This window comes from Streptomyces sp. NPDC093984 (assembly GCF_044764595.1).
GTDB lineage: Bacteria > Actinomycetota > Actinomycetes > Streptomycetales > Streptomycetaceae > Streptomyces > Streptomyces cynarae.
Window position 1 is genome coordinate 645330 of the sequence record NZ_JBIWIM010000003.1, and the last position, 15591, is coordinate 660920.

The window sequence follows — 15591 nt, forward strand, 5'->3', positions numbered from 1 at the left end:
CCACATGAGCGAACTTTTCGGCACACTTTCCGACGGCTCGGCGGTCCACCGCTGGACGCTGGAGCGGGGCGGGGTGCGGGTGCGCGTCCTGTCGTACGGCGGGATCGTGCAGTCGGCGGAGGTCCCGGACCGGGACGGGGGCCGGGCGGACGTGGTGCTGGGCTTCCCGGATCTGGACGGCTATCTGCGCCATCCGGAGCCGTTCCTCGGGGCTCTGGTCGGGCGGTACGCCAACCGGATCGCGGGCGCCCGCTTCCCGCTCGACGGCCGGACCTACGCGCTGGAGCCGAACAACGGCCCCAACTCGCTGCACGGCGGGTCGCGAGGGTTCGACAAGCGGGTGTGGGACGCGGAGCCGGTCGAGCACGGCGTACGGCTGTCCCGGGTGAGCCCGCACGGCGAGGAGGGGTTCCCGGGCCGGCTCGAGGTCTCGGCGACGTACACCCTCGACGCGGACGGCGCGCTGCGGATCGCGTACGAGGCGGTCACGGACGCGCCGACCGTGGTGAACCTGACGAACCACTCGTACTGGAACCTGGCGGGTTCCGGGAACGCGGGCGGCCACGAGCTGAGCATCGCGGCCTCCCGGTACACCCCGGTGGACGCGGACCTGATCCCGACGGGGGCGCCGGAGACCGTCGAGGGCAGCCGCTTCGACTTCCGGGAGTCCCGGAAGGTGGGCTCCGGCTACGACCACAACTTCGTGCTCGACAAGGGTGTGACGCGCACCCCGGTGGAGGTCGCCGAGCTGCACGACCCGGCGTCAGGGCGCCTGCTCACCGTGTCCACGACCGAGCCCGGCCTGCAGCTGTACACGGCGGACCACCTCGACGCCCCGTTCGCCCCCGGCGACGGTATCGCTCTGGAGACCCAGCACTTCCCGGACTCCCCGAACCGCCCGGACTTCCCGAGCACGCGGCTGCGGCCTGGCGAGGTGTACCGGTCGGAGACGGTGTACGGCTTCTCGGTGCGCTAGCGGCTCGGCCCGGACGAGCCACGAGCCCCGGCCCGGCCGTCAGGTCCCGGACCGGGGCTGTTCGTAGGGGGACTCCGTCCCGCCCCAGACGTTAATCGTCGTCGTGACCCGGCGGTCGGCGATCGAGCGTCCGCCCTGGATTTCGTACGAACCCTTCACAAACGTCCACGTGGGCGCGCGCTCGTCCCAAGATCTTCGGCGGGAGGCGGCGGCGTACGCCCCCGGAGGCGCCCTCAGGAATGGGTGATCTGCTCGTCCTCGGGGTTCTCCTCCGCCTCCCGGGCGTTCTCCTCGCCCAGCAGGTCCCGGGCCAGCAGCGTGGCGCCCGCGACCGCGCCCGGCATCAGGAAGACGGCGACGAACGGGACGAGGAACGCCAGGCCGAGAGGTGTGCCGAAGCCCCAGACGAGCAGCTTGCGGGAGCGCAACAGGGTGAGGCGGTCGCGGAGTTCGACGCCGCGGCGCTGGAGTGCCACGGCGGTGAGTTCCTCGGTGAGGAAGAAGCCGGTGACGAAGAAGCCGATGACCGGGACGACGGTCTGGCCCACGAACGGCAGGAAGCCGAGGGCGAAGAGCAGGACGCCCCAGAGCGCGGCCCGTACGAGGACGCGGAGGCTGTCGCGGGCCGATATCCAGATCTCCCGGTGCAGGGGCAGGTCCGACTCGGGTGCGGTGCCGTCCGGGGAGACGTCGCGGTCGACCTTCTCCGAGAGGTTCTCGTAGAAGGGCTGGCCTATGAGGAGGGTGACCGCGGTGAAGGTGAGGACGGCGAGGAGGAGGGCGAGGGCGAACAGCACGACGGTGAGGAAACCGCGGAAGAGCCCGAGCCAGGGGTCCGGCCAGCCGTCGGCGAAGGGGGTGGCCCAGGTGACGAGGTCGTCGCCCCACAGGGCGAGTGCGACGAGCGCCGCCGCGTACAGGACGAGGGCGATCAGGCCCGGCAGGATCCCGAAGCCGTACTGTTTGCCGTGGCGGGCCACCCAGCGTTGGCCCTTGAGGAGATAGCCGAGTCCCGCGCCCAGATCATGCATGGGAAAACCCTATCGACGGTCGGGCTTTCGATTGTCATGATGGCGTCACCGTCGCCCGTCATGCTCGTGTCGCCCTCGCCTGTCATGCCGGTGTCACCGTCACCACGACCGCCCGCTCCGCCGCCGGGCTCATCGCCGCCGACACCCGTACCGCCGTCGCCCTGGTGACGCGGCCCGCGCGCGCAGCCGCCGCCAGGAGCAGCGGCTGGATCTGTTCCAGGCCCGTGACGAGGAGTTCCTCGCCCGCCAGCAGGACCGGGTGGGCCGCCCTCGTCGTCGCGGCGGCCGCTTCCGTGAGGTCCGCCAGGGGTGGCAGGGCCGCCCGGACCAGGGTCGCCACCGTGGCCGCGGCGCGTTCCGTCAGGTCCTCCTGGAGCGGCAGCAAGGGGGCCGCCGCGGTCGTCAACGCGTCGGCGATCCGCGTGAGTTCGGGCGCCGAGTCACGCAGGACCTCCGCCGCGGCGCGGACCAGCGGGGTCAGCGCGAGAAGCGTGCCCGCCGCGAGGCCGGCCGCCGCGGGCAGCAGCGGGGCGGTGGCCTCCATCAGTTCCCCGACGACCGCCGCGACCTCCTCCATCGCCGGTTCCACGGCGTCGAGCACCGGCAGCAGGCCCTCTCCGAGGGCGGCCAGCAGGGCCTGCGCCGGTTCGCTCACCGGGTGCACGGCCAGCGGCGCGCCTGTGGTGCCCAGCCGGGCCAGGGTGTCGACGATCCGGTAGAACGCCTCCTGCGCCTGCGGTGACCCGCTCGCGTCCGCCAGCTCCGCCGTCGTCCGCCGCAGCATGCGCAGCGCCTCGGCGCCCGAACCGTCGCGCGGATCGAGGGTGTTGACGGCGATCCTGCTGATGTTCCCTGCCGTGTCCAGGAGCTGGCCTGCGACGTCGGTGGTGCCGCGCGCCAGGCGCACCACGTCGTGCCAGCGGGGGAGCGTCGGAATCGGGGACATGGGCGGCCCTCCTCGCTCCTCAGCATGCCCGCTCGGGGCCGCCGGGGCCGCCGAGTTCGGGCATCCGTTACCGCCGGGCCACGTCCCCGTCTCCCGGAGGCGGCGATTCCCGCAGGCGGACGGCACGATGAAGGCCGCACCCCACGTCCAGGGGTGCGGCCTTCGCCGTAGGCAACGACCGTGATCAGGCGGGCGTCACGGTGAGGCGGGTGGTGTTCCGCCGGTCAGAGCTTGACGATCATCTTGCCGACGTTGTCGCCGCGCAGGACGCCGAAGAACGCCTCCAGGTTGTTCTCGATGCCCTCGACGACGGTCTCGCTGTACTTCAGCTCGCCGGCGCGGACCCAGGCGCCGACCTCCTCGACGAACTGCGGCTGCAGGTCGTAGTGGTCGCCGACCAGGAAGCCCTCGATCCGGCCGCGGGTCTGGATGAGCCGGGCGAGGTTCCTCGGGCCGGGGGCGGGCTCGGTGTTGTTGTAGACGGAGATCATGCCGCAGACGGCGATGCGCCCACCGCGGTTGAGGGAGCCGATGGCGGCCTCCAGGTGGTCGCCGCCGACGTTGTCGAAGTAGACGTCGATCCCGTCGGGGGCGGCGGCGCGGAGCTGCTCGCTCACGGGGCCGTTCTTGTAGTTGAAGGCGGCGTCGAAGCCGTACTCCTCCAGCAGCAGCTTGACCTTCTCGTCGGAGCCCGCGGAACCGATGACCCGGGAGGCGCCCTTCAGCTTGGCGATCTGGCCGACCTGGCTGCCGACGGCGCCCGCGGCGCCGGAGACGAAGACGGAGTCGCCCTCCTTGAAGGCGGCGGTGCGCAGCAGGCCGGCGTAGGCGGTGAGACCGGTCATGCCCAGCACGCCGAGGTAGGTGGACAGCGGCGCGGCGTCCGGGTCGACCTTGACGGCCTGCTTGGCGTCGACGAGGCCGTACTCGCGCCAGCCCATGAAGTGCAGGACGTGGTCGCCGGGCGCGATGCCGTCCACGTTCGAGGCGACGACCTCGCCGACCGCGCCGCCCTGCATCGGCTGGTTCAGCTCGAAGGGCGCGACGTAGGACTTCGCGGCGCTCATCCGGCCACGCATGTACGGGTCCACGGAGAGGTACTTGTTGCGAACCAGCACCTGGCCCTCGCCCGGTGTCGGGACCTCCGCTTCGACAAGGGCGAAGTCCTCCGGCTTCGGCCAGCCGACCGGTCGGCTGAGCAGGTGCCACTCGCGGTTGATCATGACTGTGCCTTTCGGATTTACTTCAGTACCTGAAACAACCATGCGCCTGAATATTTCAGCGTGTCAAGTAAGCGGTTATCCTGAAGCGCATGGCCACTCCGCGGAAGACCCCTCGCCCCGACGCCCTGACCTTGGAAGTCGTCGAGCTCATCGGCGAGGTGGTGGCCCGCTTCTACGAGGACTACGAGACCGCGGCCGGCGAGCACGCGCTGACCGGCGCACAGGCACGCCTGCTCAGTCTTCTGTCGCTGGAGCCGCTGCCGATGCGCAAGCTGGCCCAGAAACTGAAATGCGAGCCGTCGAACGTCACCGGCATCGTCGACCGCCTGGAGTCCCGCGGCCTGGTCGAACGCCGCCCGGATCCGGCGGACCGCCGGGTGAAGCTGGCCGCGGCGACGGACGACGGCCGCCGCGTCGCCCGCAGCCTGCGCGAGTCACTGCGCTTCGCGAGAGAGCCCCTGGCGGCGCTCACCGAGGAGGAGCGCCACATGATGCGGGGACTGTTGCAGCGGATGCTGACCTCGGGCACCACCCAGGGGCACTGAGAACGGGTGGTGCCGCAGGCCCTGTCGGCCTTGCGCGCCACCGGGGCGGAAACGGACGAGCGGTCCGGTGCACGGTGTGCCCCGGACCGCTCGGACTGGCAACGTCCCTTTGGGATCAGGTCTTCTTGCGGGCCGTCATGATCCGCTGGACCAGGATGAACACGCACAGCAGCACACCGGTGGCGATCTTCGTCCACCAGGAGCTGAGCGTGCCCTCGAACTGGATGATGCTCTTGATCAGGCCCAGCACCAGCACACCGAACAGGGTTCCCAGCACGTAGCCGGAGCCACCCGTCAGCAGCGTGCCGCCGATCACGACCGCGGCGATCGCGTCGAGTTCCATGCCGGTGGCGTGCAGCGGGTCACCGGACTGGATGTACAGGGTGAACAGGAGACCGGCGAGCGCCGAGCAGAAGCCGCTCACCGTGTACACGGCGATCTTCGTGCCGCCCTGCGGGAGACCCATCAGCATGGCCGAGTGCTCGTTGCCGCCGATGGCGTACACCCGGCGCCCGAAGCGCGTGTAGTGCAGGACGTAGAACGCCACGGCGAGGACGACCAGCGCGACGATCGCACCGATCGACAAAAAGCCCGCCCCCAGCGACACCTGTGCATCGGCCATGCTGCTCACCGAGGCGTCGCTGATGGAGATCGACTCCTTGCTGATGACCAGGCACAGGCCGCGGAAGAGGAAGAGGCCGGCGAGGGTCACGATGAAGGGCTGGATCTCGAAGTTGTGGATCACGTAGCCCATCAGGAAGCCACCGAAGGCGCCCACGCCCAGCGCCATGGGGATCACGAGCGGCAGCGGCACCCCCTGGCGCTCCACCAGCCAGGCCGTCAACATCGTCGTGAAGCCCATCATCGAGCCGACGGACAGGTCGATGCCGCCGGAGAGGATGACGAAGGTGGCGCCGACGGCCGCGACCAGCAGATAGCCGTTGTCGATGAACAGGTTCAGGAAGACCTGCGGTTCGGCGAACCCGTAGTACTGGTAGCGGCTCAGGCCGACGCCGTACATCACGATGAAGAGCAGTGCCGTCGCCGCGACGGGCAGGCGCTGGTCACCGAGCAGACGCCGGGCCTTGGACGGGGTACGGCTGTCCGGCGCCGTGGGCCTCTGGGTGGTCGCGCTCATCACGACACCTCCATCTTGGGAGCGGCGTCGGCCGCCGGGGCGGTGTCCGCCGGGGCCACGGCCGGCGTGGCGCTCCCCTTCCTGCCGAGCCTGGCGCCGAACAGCCTGGTGCGGAACTTCGGGGACTGGAGCAGGCAGACGACGATGACGACGGCGGCCTTGAAGACCAGGTTGGTCTGGGTCGGCACGCCGATGGTGTAGATCGTGGTGGTCAGAGTCTGGATGACGAGGGCGCCGACCACCGTGCCGCCGACGGAGAACCGGCCGCCCAGGAGCGAGGTGCCGCCGATCACCACGGCGAGGATCGCGTCGAGTTCGATCCACAGGCCGGCGTTGTTTCCGTCCGCGGCCGAGGTGTTGGAGCTGATCATCAGGCCCGCGACACCTGCGCACAGGGCGCAGAACACATACACCATGATCTTGATGCGCCGGGACCTGATGCCCACCAGGCGGCTGGCCTCGGCGTTGCCGCCTACCGACTCGACGAGCAGACCGAGTGCCGTGCGACGGGTCAGCGCGACGGTGACGGCCACGACCACGGCCACCACGAAGATGGAGAACGGCAGCGTCAGCCAGTAGCCGCCGCCGATCAGCTTGTAGGGGTCGCTGTTGACGGTGATGATCTGGCCGCCGCTGATCAGCTGGGCGACACCGCGACCGGCGACCATGATGATCAGCGTGGCGATGATCGGCTGGATGCCCATCCTGGCGACCAGGAAGCCGTTCCACAGACCGCAGACGACCGCGGCCAGCAGGCCCAGGCCCATGGCGAGCAGCACTCCCGACAGGGCGTTCTGGTCGGCCTGGTGGCTGATGTACGAGCAGGCCAGCGCTCCGGTGATGGCGACCACCGCGCCGACGGAGAGGTCGATGCCGCCGGTGGCGATGACCAGGGTCATGCCGACCGCCACCAGGATGAGGGGCGATCCGAACAGCACGATGGAGACGAGGCTGCCGTACAGGTGGCCGCCCGACATCCGCACGGAGAAGAAGTCGGGCGTAAAGGGAACGTTGACGAGCAGCAGGAGGACGAGGACCGCTACCGGCCAGAAGAGGTGGTGCTGGGTCAGCGCTCGCCATCGGGAAGGGGTGGTCACTGGTGCTCTCCGCTCGCGATGGTCTCCAGGATCCGGCTGGGGGTGATCTCGGGCCCGTTGGCGATCTGCGCCACCAGCCGGCGGTCGCGCAGCACTCCGATGGTGTGACTGAGCCGGAGTACCTCCTCCAGCTCGGCCGCGATGTACAGGACGGACATGCCGTCCTCGGAGAGGGAGACCACGAGCTTCTGGATCTCCGCCTTCGCGCCGATGTCGATGCCGCGCGTCGGCTCGTCGAGGATCAGCAGCTTCGGCTGGGTGATCAGCCAGCGGGCCAGCAGCACCTTCTGCTGGTTGCCGCCGCTGAGCTGTCCGACCCGGGCCTCGGGATTGGCGGGGCGGATGTCCAGCGCCTTGATGTACTTGGCGACGAGTTCGTCGCGCTGCGAGACCGGGATGGGCCGGGTCCAGCCGCGCGAGGCCTGCAGGGCCAGGATGATGTTCTCCCGCACCGTCAGATCCGGCACCAGCCCCTCGGTCTTGCGGTTCTCGGAGCAGAACGCGACGCCGGCGCCGATCGCGTCGTTGGGAGCGCTCATCGACACCTGCTTGCCGCCGATGGACACCTTGCCGCTGTCCGGCTGGTCGGCGCCGAAGAGCAACCGGGCGAGTTCGGTCCGGCCCGATCCGAGCAGGCCGGCGAGTCCCACCACCTCGCCCTTCTTGATCTCCAGGTCGAAGGGGGCGATGCCGCCGGTCCTGCCGAGGCCGTCCGCCTGGAGCAGCGTCTCGCCGAGGTCGGAGTGCAGCTGCTGGTCGTGGAGCTCCTCCAGCTGGTCCAGTGCCTTGCCGAGCATGAGCTGGACGAGCCCGACCTGGTCGAGGTCGCGCACCATGTGCTCGCCGACGAGGGTGCCGTTGCGCAGCACGGTCATCCGGTCGCAGACCTCGTAGATCTGGTCGAGGAAGTGCGAGACGAACAGGATCGCGACGCCCTCGTCCTTCAACCGCCGCATGAGGGCGAACAGTTCGAGGACCTCGTCCCGGTCGAGGCTGGAGGTCGGCTCGTCGAGGATCAGCACCTTGGTGCCCGGTCCCTCGTCGCCGCTGTCGCCGGTGCCCACCGACCGCACGATCGCGACCAGTTGCTGCACGGCCAGCGGGTACGAGGACAGCGGAGCGGTGACGTCGATGTCGAGGCCGAGCCGGTCGACGAGCTCAGCCGCCTCCTTGCGCAGCCGCTTCCACTGGATGCGGCCCATGCGGGTCGGTTCGCGCCCGATGAAGATGTTCTCCGCCACCGACAGGTTCGGGCAGAGGTTGACCTCCTGGTAGACCGTGCTGATACCGGCCTGCTGCGCCTGCTGCGGGCTGCCGAACCGCACGGACTTCCCGTCCAGCGTGATCGTGCCGCCGTCCAGGGAGTAGACCCCCGTCAGCACCTTGATCAAGGTGGACTTTCCCGCGCCGTTCTCGCCGATCAGGGCGTGGATCTCGCCGGGGAAGAGCCGGAAGTCGACGTCCGACAGAGCCCGTACCCCCGGGAACTCTTTGACAATGCCCGTCATTTCCAGGACGGGCCGCGGCTCTGCCATGGCAGCGCTCCTATTGAGACTGGTTCAGGCCCGCAGGGAGCCCCGTGACCGAGGGCTCGGTCGGACGGGGGCTCCCTGCCGGTGGGCGCGGTCGGTCAGTACTTGCGGTTCGGGAGCGCGGCTGCGGCCTGGTCCTGCATGAAGTCGCCCTCCTTGGTCTTGATCCAGCGCTCGACCGACTGGCCCTCGTGAACCTTCTTCACGACCTCCATGAGCTGGGGGCCGAGCAGCGGGTTGCACTCGACAATGGCGTTGATCTTGCCCTGGGACATGGCGACGAAGCCGTCGTGGACGCCGTCGATCGAGACGATCAGGATGTCCTTGCCGGGCTTCTTGCCCGCAGCCTCGATGGACTGGATGGCGCCGAGGGCCATGTCGTCGTTGTGCGCGAAGAGCACGTTGACGTCCGGGTTGGACTGCAGGAAGGCCGCCATGACCTGCTTGCCGCCGGCGCGGGTGAAGTCACCGGTCTGGCTGACGACGATCTTCCAGTCGTCCTTGTGCTGCGCGTCCATGACCTCCTTGAAGCCCTTGGCGCGCTCGATCGCCGGGGCGGCGCCGGTGGTGCCCTCCAGCTGGGCGATCTTCACCGCACCCTTGTGGCCGGCCTTCTGAAGGACCTTCTCCAGGATCCTCGCGGCGCGGCGGCCCTCGTCGGTGAAGTCGGAGCCGACCAGGGTCACATACAACGAGTCGTCGGAGGTCTCCACCGAGCGGTCGGTGAGAACCACCGGGATCTTCGCGGCCTTGGCCTCCTTGAGCACCGCGTCCCAGCCGGTGACGACCACCGGCGAGAAGGCGATGACGTCCACCTTCTGCGCGATGTAGCTGCGGATGGCGGAGATCTGGTTCTCCTGCTTCTGCTGGGCGTCGGAGAACTTGAGGTTGTAACCCGCCGCCTTGGCCGCGTCCTTCACGGAGGTGGTGTTGGCGCTGCGCCAGCCGCTCTCGGATCCGACCTGGGAGAAGCCGAGGGTGATCGTCTTGCTGCCGCCCCCGGAGGAGCCGGAGGAACTGTTGTCCTTCTTGGCGCAGGCCGCCAGGCCGCCCGCGGCCGCCACGCCGACCGCCGCCGTGAGGAAGTTCCTTCTGTTGAGCATGTTCTTCTCCTTTGAAGAGCCGACCCGGGGATGGGACCCGCTGGTGCTGGAGGGGAGCCGGCCGCAGTGCGTCCAGCCTGTCGATCATTGTTCGAAATATCGACCACACTGCTGCATACGGTGCGGCCGACCGGTCGGTCAGTGGGGTACGCCCTCCGTTCGAGCGGCGTACGGGAAAGTGCTGGCGCGGACGACGAGTTGGGGTTCGATCGTGATCCGGGCCGTGGTGGCGGGTGGCCGGCCCTCGATCAACTCCAGGAGTAGCGCGATGCCACGCTTGCCCACCGCCGAGAAGTCCTGCCGAACGGTGGTGAGAGGAGGAGCGTAGAACTCCGACTCCGGGATGTCGTCGAAACCGACCACCGCGACGTCCTGGGGCGTTCGGACCCCCGCCTCACGCAGGGCCCGCAACACGCCCAGTGCCATCTGGTCGTTGGCCGCGAAGACGGCGGTCAGCCCTCGGCCCACCCAGCCGGCCAGTTCCTGGCCCGCGCGGTAACCCGACAGCGGACTCCAGTCCCCGCGCAGCGGCACCGGCGCCTCGACGCCCGCCGCTTCCAGGGTCGCCCGCCAGCCGGCGGCCCGGTCGGCCGCCTCCTGCCAGTCCTCGGGCCCGGCGAGGTGCCAGACCGTGCGGTGGCCTGCGGCCAGCAGATGACTGGTGGCCAGCGTCGCTCCCAGGTGCTGGTCCACACTGACGCCGGGGATGTCGACGCCCGGCGCGCTGCCTACGACCACCACCGGGAAGGGGTAACGGAGTTCGGCGAGAGCGTCCACCGCCGACTGCTGCGGAGCGATGGCGACCACTCCTTCCACTCCGCCCTCGCTGAGGTGGTCCATGGCTTCGGAGAGCGTCTCCATGGTCAGCTTGCGCAGGCTGACCGTCGAGACGAGATATCCCTCGGCGCGGGCCGCCTCTTCGAGCGCGAACAGCGTACTGGCCGGCCCGTAGAGGGTGGTGTCGGAGGCGACCACACCCAGCGTCCGGGTGCGCCGCGTCACCAGGGCTCGTGCGGAGGAGTTGCGGCGATAGCCCATCTCCTCGATCGCGCGCAGCACCCTGGCCCGTGTCGCGTCCCGCACATTGGGGTGGTCCCCCAGCACACGGGACACGGTCTGGTGGGACACACCGGCCACGCGCGCCACGTCCGCCATGGTGGGCGGTCGAAGTTCACTGTCTGGCACGACCCCCCCTCCCCTGGCGCTCGCCTGCCGGTAAGTCCTGCCATGTGGGCGGTTGTCGCCGCGCCGCGGGTTTCACTCCGTGGTTCCGGAAAGCCCGACGGTACGGGCGGGAAGGGCGAGTTGGCGCGCTGTGCATACGGCCCTCGCACCTCCCGTCCCCCGCGTTGACCGCTCACTGGTGAATGCGGGGGCTATTGTGAGCGCTAACAATTCACGGGAGTCAAGAGGGCTGCACCGATATCGTCGTTCACGGTTGAATAACGCACCTGGGGGCTGCACGTCCGCCCTGGTCAAAGGCCCGGAGCAAGCCCCGGGCACCCGTGTCGAGCGGCGGCTCGGCAACGCCGCGGCGACCGGAACGAGCCGACGTGAGCCCCACTGGGGACGTTCGGGGCACGAGGGCGCCGGGCAAGCCGCCTCCCGGACTTAAGCCTCCAGCCGTCGCCCTACGTGCACCACCACAGGAAGCGCGTGCACGTCTGGGACGGCGAGGGATCCGGCTTCGACGTCGTGGGATCCGCCGTCGGCCTGCCCGTCTCGGCCGGGCGCGTCGTCGCCGGACCCTGCGTCGGCGTGACCGGTGAAGGGCCCGCGGTCGCCGACCGGGTGGCCTTGCCGCCGGCGCTCTTGGACGCGGAGGGCGACGGGGAATCCGAGGCCGATGCGGACGTCGACGGGTTCGGGGACATCGAACCGGCGCCCCTGCTCGTCGGGCCGTCCAGGGACCGTGCCGGCCGTGCCGTCCTCTGCGCCTGCGACGACGTTCCGCCCTCGGCGTTCGCACCCCCCGCCGCCGGGGGCCTGGGGTCGGCGAAGGGCGCGTCGACGCCGAGTTCCGCGAGGCTCAGGCCGCCCGCCGCGAGGACGAAGCCCGCGGTGATCAGGAGGGTGCGCCGGCGGCGTCGGCGGTGGGCCGCGGCCTTGCGGTCACGACGACTGGCACTGCCGGCGACGGCCGGTCCGGTCGCCTCCTCGTCGGCTTCCCGTCCAGCCCCCCGCCGGCGCCCCTGTGTCCGGCGCCTGGCCGCCCGCCCCTGCGGCACGCTTGCGTCGTCGGGGCCGTGCATGTGCTGGTCCGGACTGCCGGAGTCCTCCTCGCCGTACGGCTCGACGGCGATGTCCGGCTGCGGAGCGACGTCCGCTTCCTCCGCGTACGCGCGGAGTTCTTCGACTGCTGTGCCGCACCCCGGGCATGCGAGGGCGCCATTGAGGTGCCGTCGGCACGGGTGGCAGAAGTCCATGACGCGGGAAGACTAGGTCCCCCGTCGGGGACGTTCCCAGGAGCGCCTGTGAAGGTTGTGTGGGAAACGCGCCGCTGAGGCGCGGCGACTTGATACCGGCACTCCACATTCCGCGCCATCTCGCGGCATCCCATCGGCAACCCCGGCATCCCCTGCCCATCCCCCCGATGCCGGCACAAAAGTAGCCTGAGAAAGTGTCGGAACCGTTACTCGTTCACCCCATTGACACTCCCGCCGCGCCAAACTTACTGTCTGGCCAGCATTTCGAACGAGTGACGAAATCTCGAACAGCTGAAAGGCGAGCTCCGTGCGCATCACCGGAATCAGCACACACGTGGTCGGCACGCCCTGGCGGAATCTGACGTACGTACAGGTGCACACCGACGAGGGCATCACGGGCGTGGGCGAGACCCGCATGCTGGGCCACACCGACGCGCTGATCGGCTACCTCAAAGAGGCCGAGGTCAATCACATTCTCGGCTCGGACCCGTTCGCTGTCGAGGACCTGGTCCGCCGTATGAAGTACGGCGACTACGGGCGCGCCGGTGAGATCGTGATGTCCGGCATCGCCGTGGTCGAGATGGCCTGCTGGGACATCAAGGGCAAGGCCCTCGGGGTGCCCGTCTGGCAGCTGCTCGGCGGCAAGGTCACCGACAAGGTCAAGGCCTACGCGAACGGGTGGTACACCACCGAGCGGACCCCGGAGGCCTATCACAAGGCCGCCCAGGGGGTCATGGAGCGCGGGTACCGGGCCCTGAAGATCGACCCCTTCGGTACCGGCCACTTCGAGCTCGACCACGAGCAGACCATGTACGCGGTCTCCCTCATCGAAGCCGTGCGCGACGCCATCGGGCCGGACGCCGAGCTGATGCTGGAGATGCACGGCCGCTTCTCCCCCTCGACCGCCGTGCGGCTCGCCAAGGAGCTGGCGCCGTTCAAGCCCGCCTGGCTGGAGGAGCCGGTTCCGCCGGAGAACCTCAAGGCGCTCGAGAAGGTCGCCGCCAAGGTCGACATCCCGGTCGCCACGGGCGAGCGCATCCACGACCGCATCGAGTTCCGCGAGCTGTTCGACAGCCAGGCCGTGGACATCATCCAGCCCGACCTCGGCCACATCGGCGGCATCTGGGAGACGCGGAAGCTGGCCGCGACCGCAGAGACCCACTACATGCTGGTGGCCCCGCACAACGTGGGCGGCTCGGTACTCACCGCCGCCTCCCTCCAGGTCGGCTTCACCACGCCCAACTTCAAGATCCTCGAGCACTTCAACGACTTCGCGGACGCGGAGATCAAGAAGGTGATCAAGGGCGCTCCGCAGGTGAACCCGGAGGACGGCTGCTTCCACATCTCCGACGCACCGGGTCTCGGTGTGGAACTGGACACCGACGCGGCGGCCGAGTTCCCGCAGCAGCGGGCCCACTTCGACCTGTGGGCCGAGGGCTGGGAGAAGCGGAACCCGAAGGACGGGCAGTGAGCACCGCTGTCGTCGTCGAGGCTCCGGGCGTGCACCGGCTCGAGGCCCACTCGCCGCGCGAACCCGGTCCGGGCGAGGCCTTGGTGCGCGTGCACGCCGTAGGCATCTGCGGAAGCGACCGCGAGGTCTACCAGGGCAACCGGCCCGAGGGCTACGTCCGCTACCCCCTCGTCCCCGGCCACGAGTGGTCCGGAACGGTGCAGGCGGTCGGCGCGGGTGTATCCGAGACGCTCGTCGGCCGCAAGACCGTGGGCGAGGGCTTCCGCAACTGCCAGGTCTGCGACCGTTGCCACGCGGGCGAGACGACCCTGTGCACCGCGGGGTACGAGGAGACGGGCTTCACCCAGCCGGGCGCGATGGCCACCACCCTCACGCTCCCGGCCCGCCTGCTGCACCTCCTGCCGGACGACGCCGACCTCACGGCGGCGGCGCTGCTGGAGCCGGCCGCCTGCATCGCGGCCGCCGCGCTGAAGGGGAACGCGCGGCCCGGCGAGCGGGTCGCGGTCGTCGGCACGGGCACGCTCGGCATGTTCGCCGTGCAGTTCCTGAAGGCGATCTCGCCGTCCGAGTTGCTGGTGGTGGGCACCCGGAGCGACCGGGAGGCGCTGTCACGCCGGTTCGGCGCGACCGACTTCCGCACCAAGGAACAGGAGCTCCCCGACGACTTCGACGTCGTCATCGAGACCGCCGGGTCCGCGTCCGCCGCGCACACCGCGGCCTCACTGCTCAGGCGCGGCGGGCGTCTCGTCCTGACGGGCATCCCGGCGCCGGGCGCTGCGGGCCTCGACCCCACCGACCTCGTCGTACGGCAGCTGGAGGTGCACACCGTGTTCGGTGCGCCGCCGGACGCCTGGGCGCACACGGTGCGGGTCTTCGGCGCAGGGTTGCTCGACCCCTCACCGCTGGTCACGCACGAATTGCCGCTCGCCGAGTTCCCGCAGGCCATCGAGCTGGTGGGGTCCGGCGATCCGAAGGTGGGCAAGGTCCTGCTCCGGCCCTGACGCCCGCTCCCAGCCGTACGCCGGTACGGGGCTACCTGACGAGTTCCGTACCGGTGTACCACTTCACCCACCCGCACCCTGCGCCGCGAACCTCGTCCGAAATCCCGAACATGAAGGACTCCTAGTGACCGACTCCGCTACGGCACCCCGCAGGCCCGGTGAGCAGGCGCTCGCCGCGCTCGGCCTACGTGCGCCCGACCTCTCTCCCGCCGACGCCTCGCCGCACACCTTCCCCGGAGGCGGCCGCTGGCGCACCGAGATCCCCTCGTGCGAGGGCCCCGAGGCGCTCGCGGTGGTCCTCAAGGAGTCGTCCAGGCTCGACGTGCCGATCCACCGGATCAGCCAGGGCTCCGGCGTATGGATGCTGACCGACGCCGAGATCACCGAGATGGTCGAGGCCACGGCCGAGCGTGACATCGAACTCTGCCTGTTCACGGGCCCGCGTGGCACATGGGACATCGGCGCCTCGGTCCGCTCCGACTCGCGGGGCGCCGGCCTCAGGGCGCGCGGCCACGACGCGGTCGCCGGCTGTGTCGAGGACGCCGTCCGGGCGACCGAACTCGGCGTCAAGTGCCTGCTCGTGGCCGACGAGGGCGTGCTGTGGACGCTGCACCAGGCCCGCGAGAAGGGCATCATCCCGGCCGAGACCACGCTCAAGGTGTCGGCGCTGATCGGCCCGGTCAATCCGGCGGCGTACGCCGTGTACGAGCGCCTGGGCGCCGACTCGATCAACGTGCCCAGCGACCTCACGCTGGACCACCTCACCGAGATCCGCAGGGTTTCCGGGGCACCGATGGACATGTACATCGAGGCCCCGGACGACCTCGGCGGCTACGTCCGCATGTACGAGGTCGCCGAACTGATCAGACGCGGCGCGCCGCTCTACCTGAAGTTCGGTCTGTCCAAGGCACCCGGGATCTACCCGTACGGACACCACCTGCGGGAGCTGACCCTGGCCACCGCCAAGGAACGGGTACGGCGCGGCCGGCTCGCTCTTGACCTGCTGGCACGCCACGGAGCGGACGGCGACATGGCGCCGCTCGGTTCGCGGCTGCCGGGCTCGCTCAACCGGTTCGACATTCCGTCATAACGTTCCGGAAAC

14 protein-coding genes are annotated in these 15591 nt (G+C 69.9%); 5 read left to right on the plus strand and 9 right to left on the minus strand.

What is annotated here, in order from left to right:
• Positions 1-4 precede the first annotated feature (4 nt).
• A complete protein-coding gene (locus tag ACIRC0_RS15130) occupies positions 5-976 on the plus strand; it encodes an aldose epimerase family protein (RefSeq protein WP_403616066.1) in 972 nt (323 codons plus the stop codon).
• 233 nt (positions 977-1209) lie between these two features.
• Here ACIRC0_RS15130 and ACIRC0_RS15135 read toward each other — a convergent pair whose 3' ends face one another.
• From ACIRC0_RS15135 to ACIRC0_RS15145, 3 genes are all read right to left on the minus strand, one after another.
• On the minus strand, positions 1210-2007 hold the full coding sequence (locus tag ACIRC0_RS15135; protein ID WP_403616069.1) for an EI24 domain-containing protein: 798 nt from the start codon (positions 2005-2007) through the stop codon (positions 1210-1212).
• Positions 2008-2089: 82 nt separating this feature from the next.
• Complete coding sequence (locus ACIRC0_RS15140; protein WP_403616072.1) at positions 2090-2953, minus strand: hypothetical protein; 864 nt, start codon at positions 2951-2953, stop codon at positions 2090-2092.
• A 224-nt stretch (positions 2954-3177) separates the two neighbouring features.
• Positions 3178-4176, minus strand: a complete 999-nt coding sequence (locus tag ACIRC0_RS15145; RefSeq protein WP_403616073.1) for an NADP-dependent oxidoreductase — start codon at positions 4174-4176, stop codon at positions 3178-3180.
• 89 nt (positions 4177-4265) lie between these two features.
• Between ACIRC0_RS15145 and ACIRC0_RS15150 the strand changes: the two genes are divergently transcribed.
• Positions 4266-4721 carry a MarR family winged helix-turn-helix transcriptional regulator gene (locus tag ACIRC0_RS15150; RefSeq protein ID WP_403616075.1) on the plus strand — a complete coding sequence of 152 codons (456 nt, stop codon included), beginning with the start codon at positions 4266-4268 and terminating at the stop codon, positions 4719-4721.
• 115 nt (positions 4722-4836) lie between these two features.
• On the opposite strand, the gene yjfF is transcribed toward ACIRC0_RS15150, so the two are convergent.
• The 6 genes from yjfF to ACIRC0_RS15180 form a co-directional block, all read right to left on the minus strand.
• Positions 4837-5859: a galactofuranose ABC transporter, permease protein YjfF gene (gene yjfF / locus ACIRC0_RS15155; protein WP_403616077.1), complete on the minus strand. Its 1023-nt coding sequence runs from the start codon at positions 5857-5859 to the stop codon at positions 4837-4839.
• Entirely contained in the window at positions 5859-6956 is a 1098-nt protein-coding gene (locus tag ACIRC0_RS15160) for an ABC transporter permease (protein WP_403616080.1), read from the minus strand. The genes yjfF and ACIRC0_RS15160 overlap by 1 nt, the downstream gene beginning before the upstream one ends.
• Positions 6953-8491 (minus strand): sugar ABC transporter ATP-binding protein, encoded by a 1539-nt coding sequence (locus ACIRC0_RS15165; RefSeq protein WP_403616082.1) that lies wholly within the window; start codon positions 8489-8491, stop codon positions 6953-6955. Before ACIRC0_RS15165 ends, ACIRC0_RS15160 begins: the two co-directional genes overlap by 4 nt.
• A 95-nt stretch (positions 8492-8586) precedes the next feature.
• Positions 8587-9591 carry an ABC transporter substrate-binding protein gene (locus ACIRC0_RS15170; protein WP_403616086.1) on the minus strand — a complete coding sequence of 335 codons (1005 nt, stop codon included), beginning with the start codon at positions 9589-9591 and terminating at the stop codon, positions 8587-8589.
• A gap of 138 nt (positions 9592-9729) precedes the next feature.
• Complete coding sequence (locus ACIRC0_RS15175) at positions 9730-10746, minus strand: LacI family DNA-binding transcriptional regulator (RefSeq protein ID WP_403616511.1); 1017 nt, start codon at positions 10744-10746, stop codon at positions 9730-9732.
• A 476-nt stretch (positions 10747-11222) separates the two neighbouring features.
• A complete protein-coding gene (locus tag ACIRC0_RS15180) occupies positions 11223-12017 on the minus strand; it encodes a hypothetical protein (protein WP_403616088.1) in 795 nt (264 codons plus the stop codon).
• Between the two features lie 307 nt (positions 12018-12324).
• On the opposite strand from ACIRC0_RS15180, the gene ACIRC0_RS15185 reads away from it, so the two are divergent.
• The 3 genes from ACIRC0_RS15185 to ACIRC0_RS15195 all read left to right on the plus strand — a co-directional run bounded on the left by ACIRC0_RS15185 (position 12325) and on the right by ACIRC0_RS15195 (position 15579).
• The gene (locus ACIRC0_RS15185; RefSeq protein ID WP_403616090.1) at positions 12325-13488 is read left to right on the plus strand and encodes a mandelate racemase/muconate lactonizing enzyme family protein; all 1164 of its coding nucleotides are present in this window, start codon (positions 12325-12327) and stop codon (positions 13486-13488) included.
• On the plus strand, positions 13485-14489 hold the full coding sequence (locus tag ACIRC0_RS15190; protein WP_403616092.1) for a zinc-binding dehydrogenase: 1005 nt from the start codon (positions 13485-13487) through the stop codon (positions 14487-14489). Before ACIRC0_RS15185 ends, ACIRC0_RS15190 begins: the two co-directional genes overlap by 4 nt.
• A 124-nt stretch (positions 14490-14613) precedes the next feature.
• A complete protein-coding gene (locus tag ACIRC0_RS15195) occupies positions 14614-15579 on the plus strand; it encodes a hypothetical protein (protein ID WP_403616094.1) in 966 nt (321 codons plus the stop codon).
• The last annotated feature ends 12 nt before the right edge of the window (positions 15580-15591 follow it).

Bases quoted from the DNA above. Each gene is read 5' to 3' on its own strand.
- ACIRC0_RS15165 (WP_403616082.1), bottom strand. From the start codon at position 8,491: ATGGCAGAGCCGCGGCCCGTCCTGGAAATGACGGGCATTGTCAAAGAG.
- ACIRC0_RS15170 (WP_403616086.1), bottom strand. From the start codon at position 9,591: ATGCTCAACAGAAGGAACTTCCTCACGGCGGCGGTCGGCGTGGCGGCC.
- ACIRC0_RS15150 (WP_403616075.1), top strand. From the start codon at position 4,266: ATGGCCACTCCGCGGAAGACCCCTCGCCCCGACGCCCTGACCTTGGAA.
- ACIRC0_RS15145 (WP_403616073.1), bottom strand. From the start codon at position 4,176: ATGATCAACCGCGAGTGGCACCTGCTCAGCCGACCGGTCGGCTGGCCG.
- ACIRC0_RS15135 (WP_403616069.1), bottom strand. From the start codon at position 2,007: ATGCATGATCTGGGCGCGGGACTCGGCTATCTCCTCAAGGGCCAACGC.
- ACIRC0_RS15175 (WP_403616511.1), bottom strand. From the start codon at position 10,746: ATGGCGGACGTGGCGCGCGTGGCCGGTGTGTCCCACCAGACCGTGTCC.
- yjfF (WP_403616077.1), bottom strand. From the start codon at position 5,859: ATGAGCGCGACCACCCAGAGGCCCACGGCGCCGGACAGCCGTACCCCG.
- ACIRC0_RS15140 (WP_403616072.1), bottom strand. From the start codon at position 2,953: ATGTCCCCGATTCCGACGCTCCCCCGCTGGCACGACGTGGTGCGCCTG.
- ACIRC0_RS15180 (WP_403616088.1), bottom strand. From the start codon at position 12,017: ATGGACTTCTGCCACCCGTGCCGACGGCACCTCAATGGCGCCCTCGCA.
- ACIRC0_RS15130 (WP_403616066.1), top strand. From the start codon at position 5: ATGAGCGAACTTTTCGGCACACTTTCCGACGGCTCGGCGGTCCACCGC.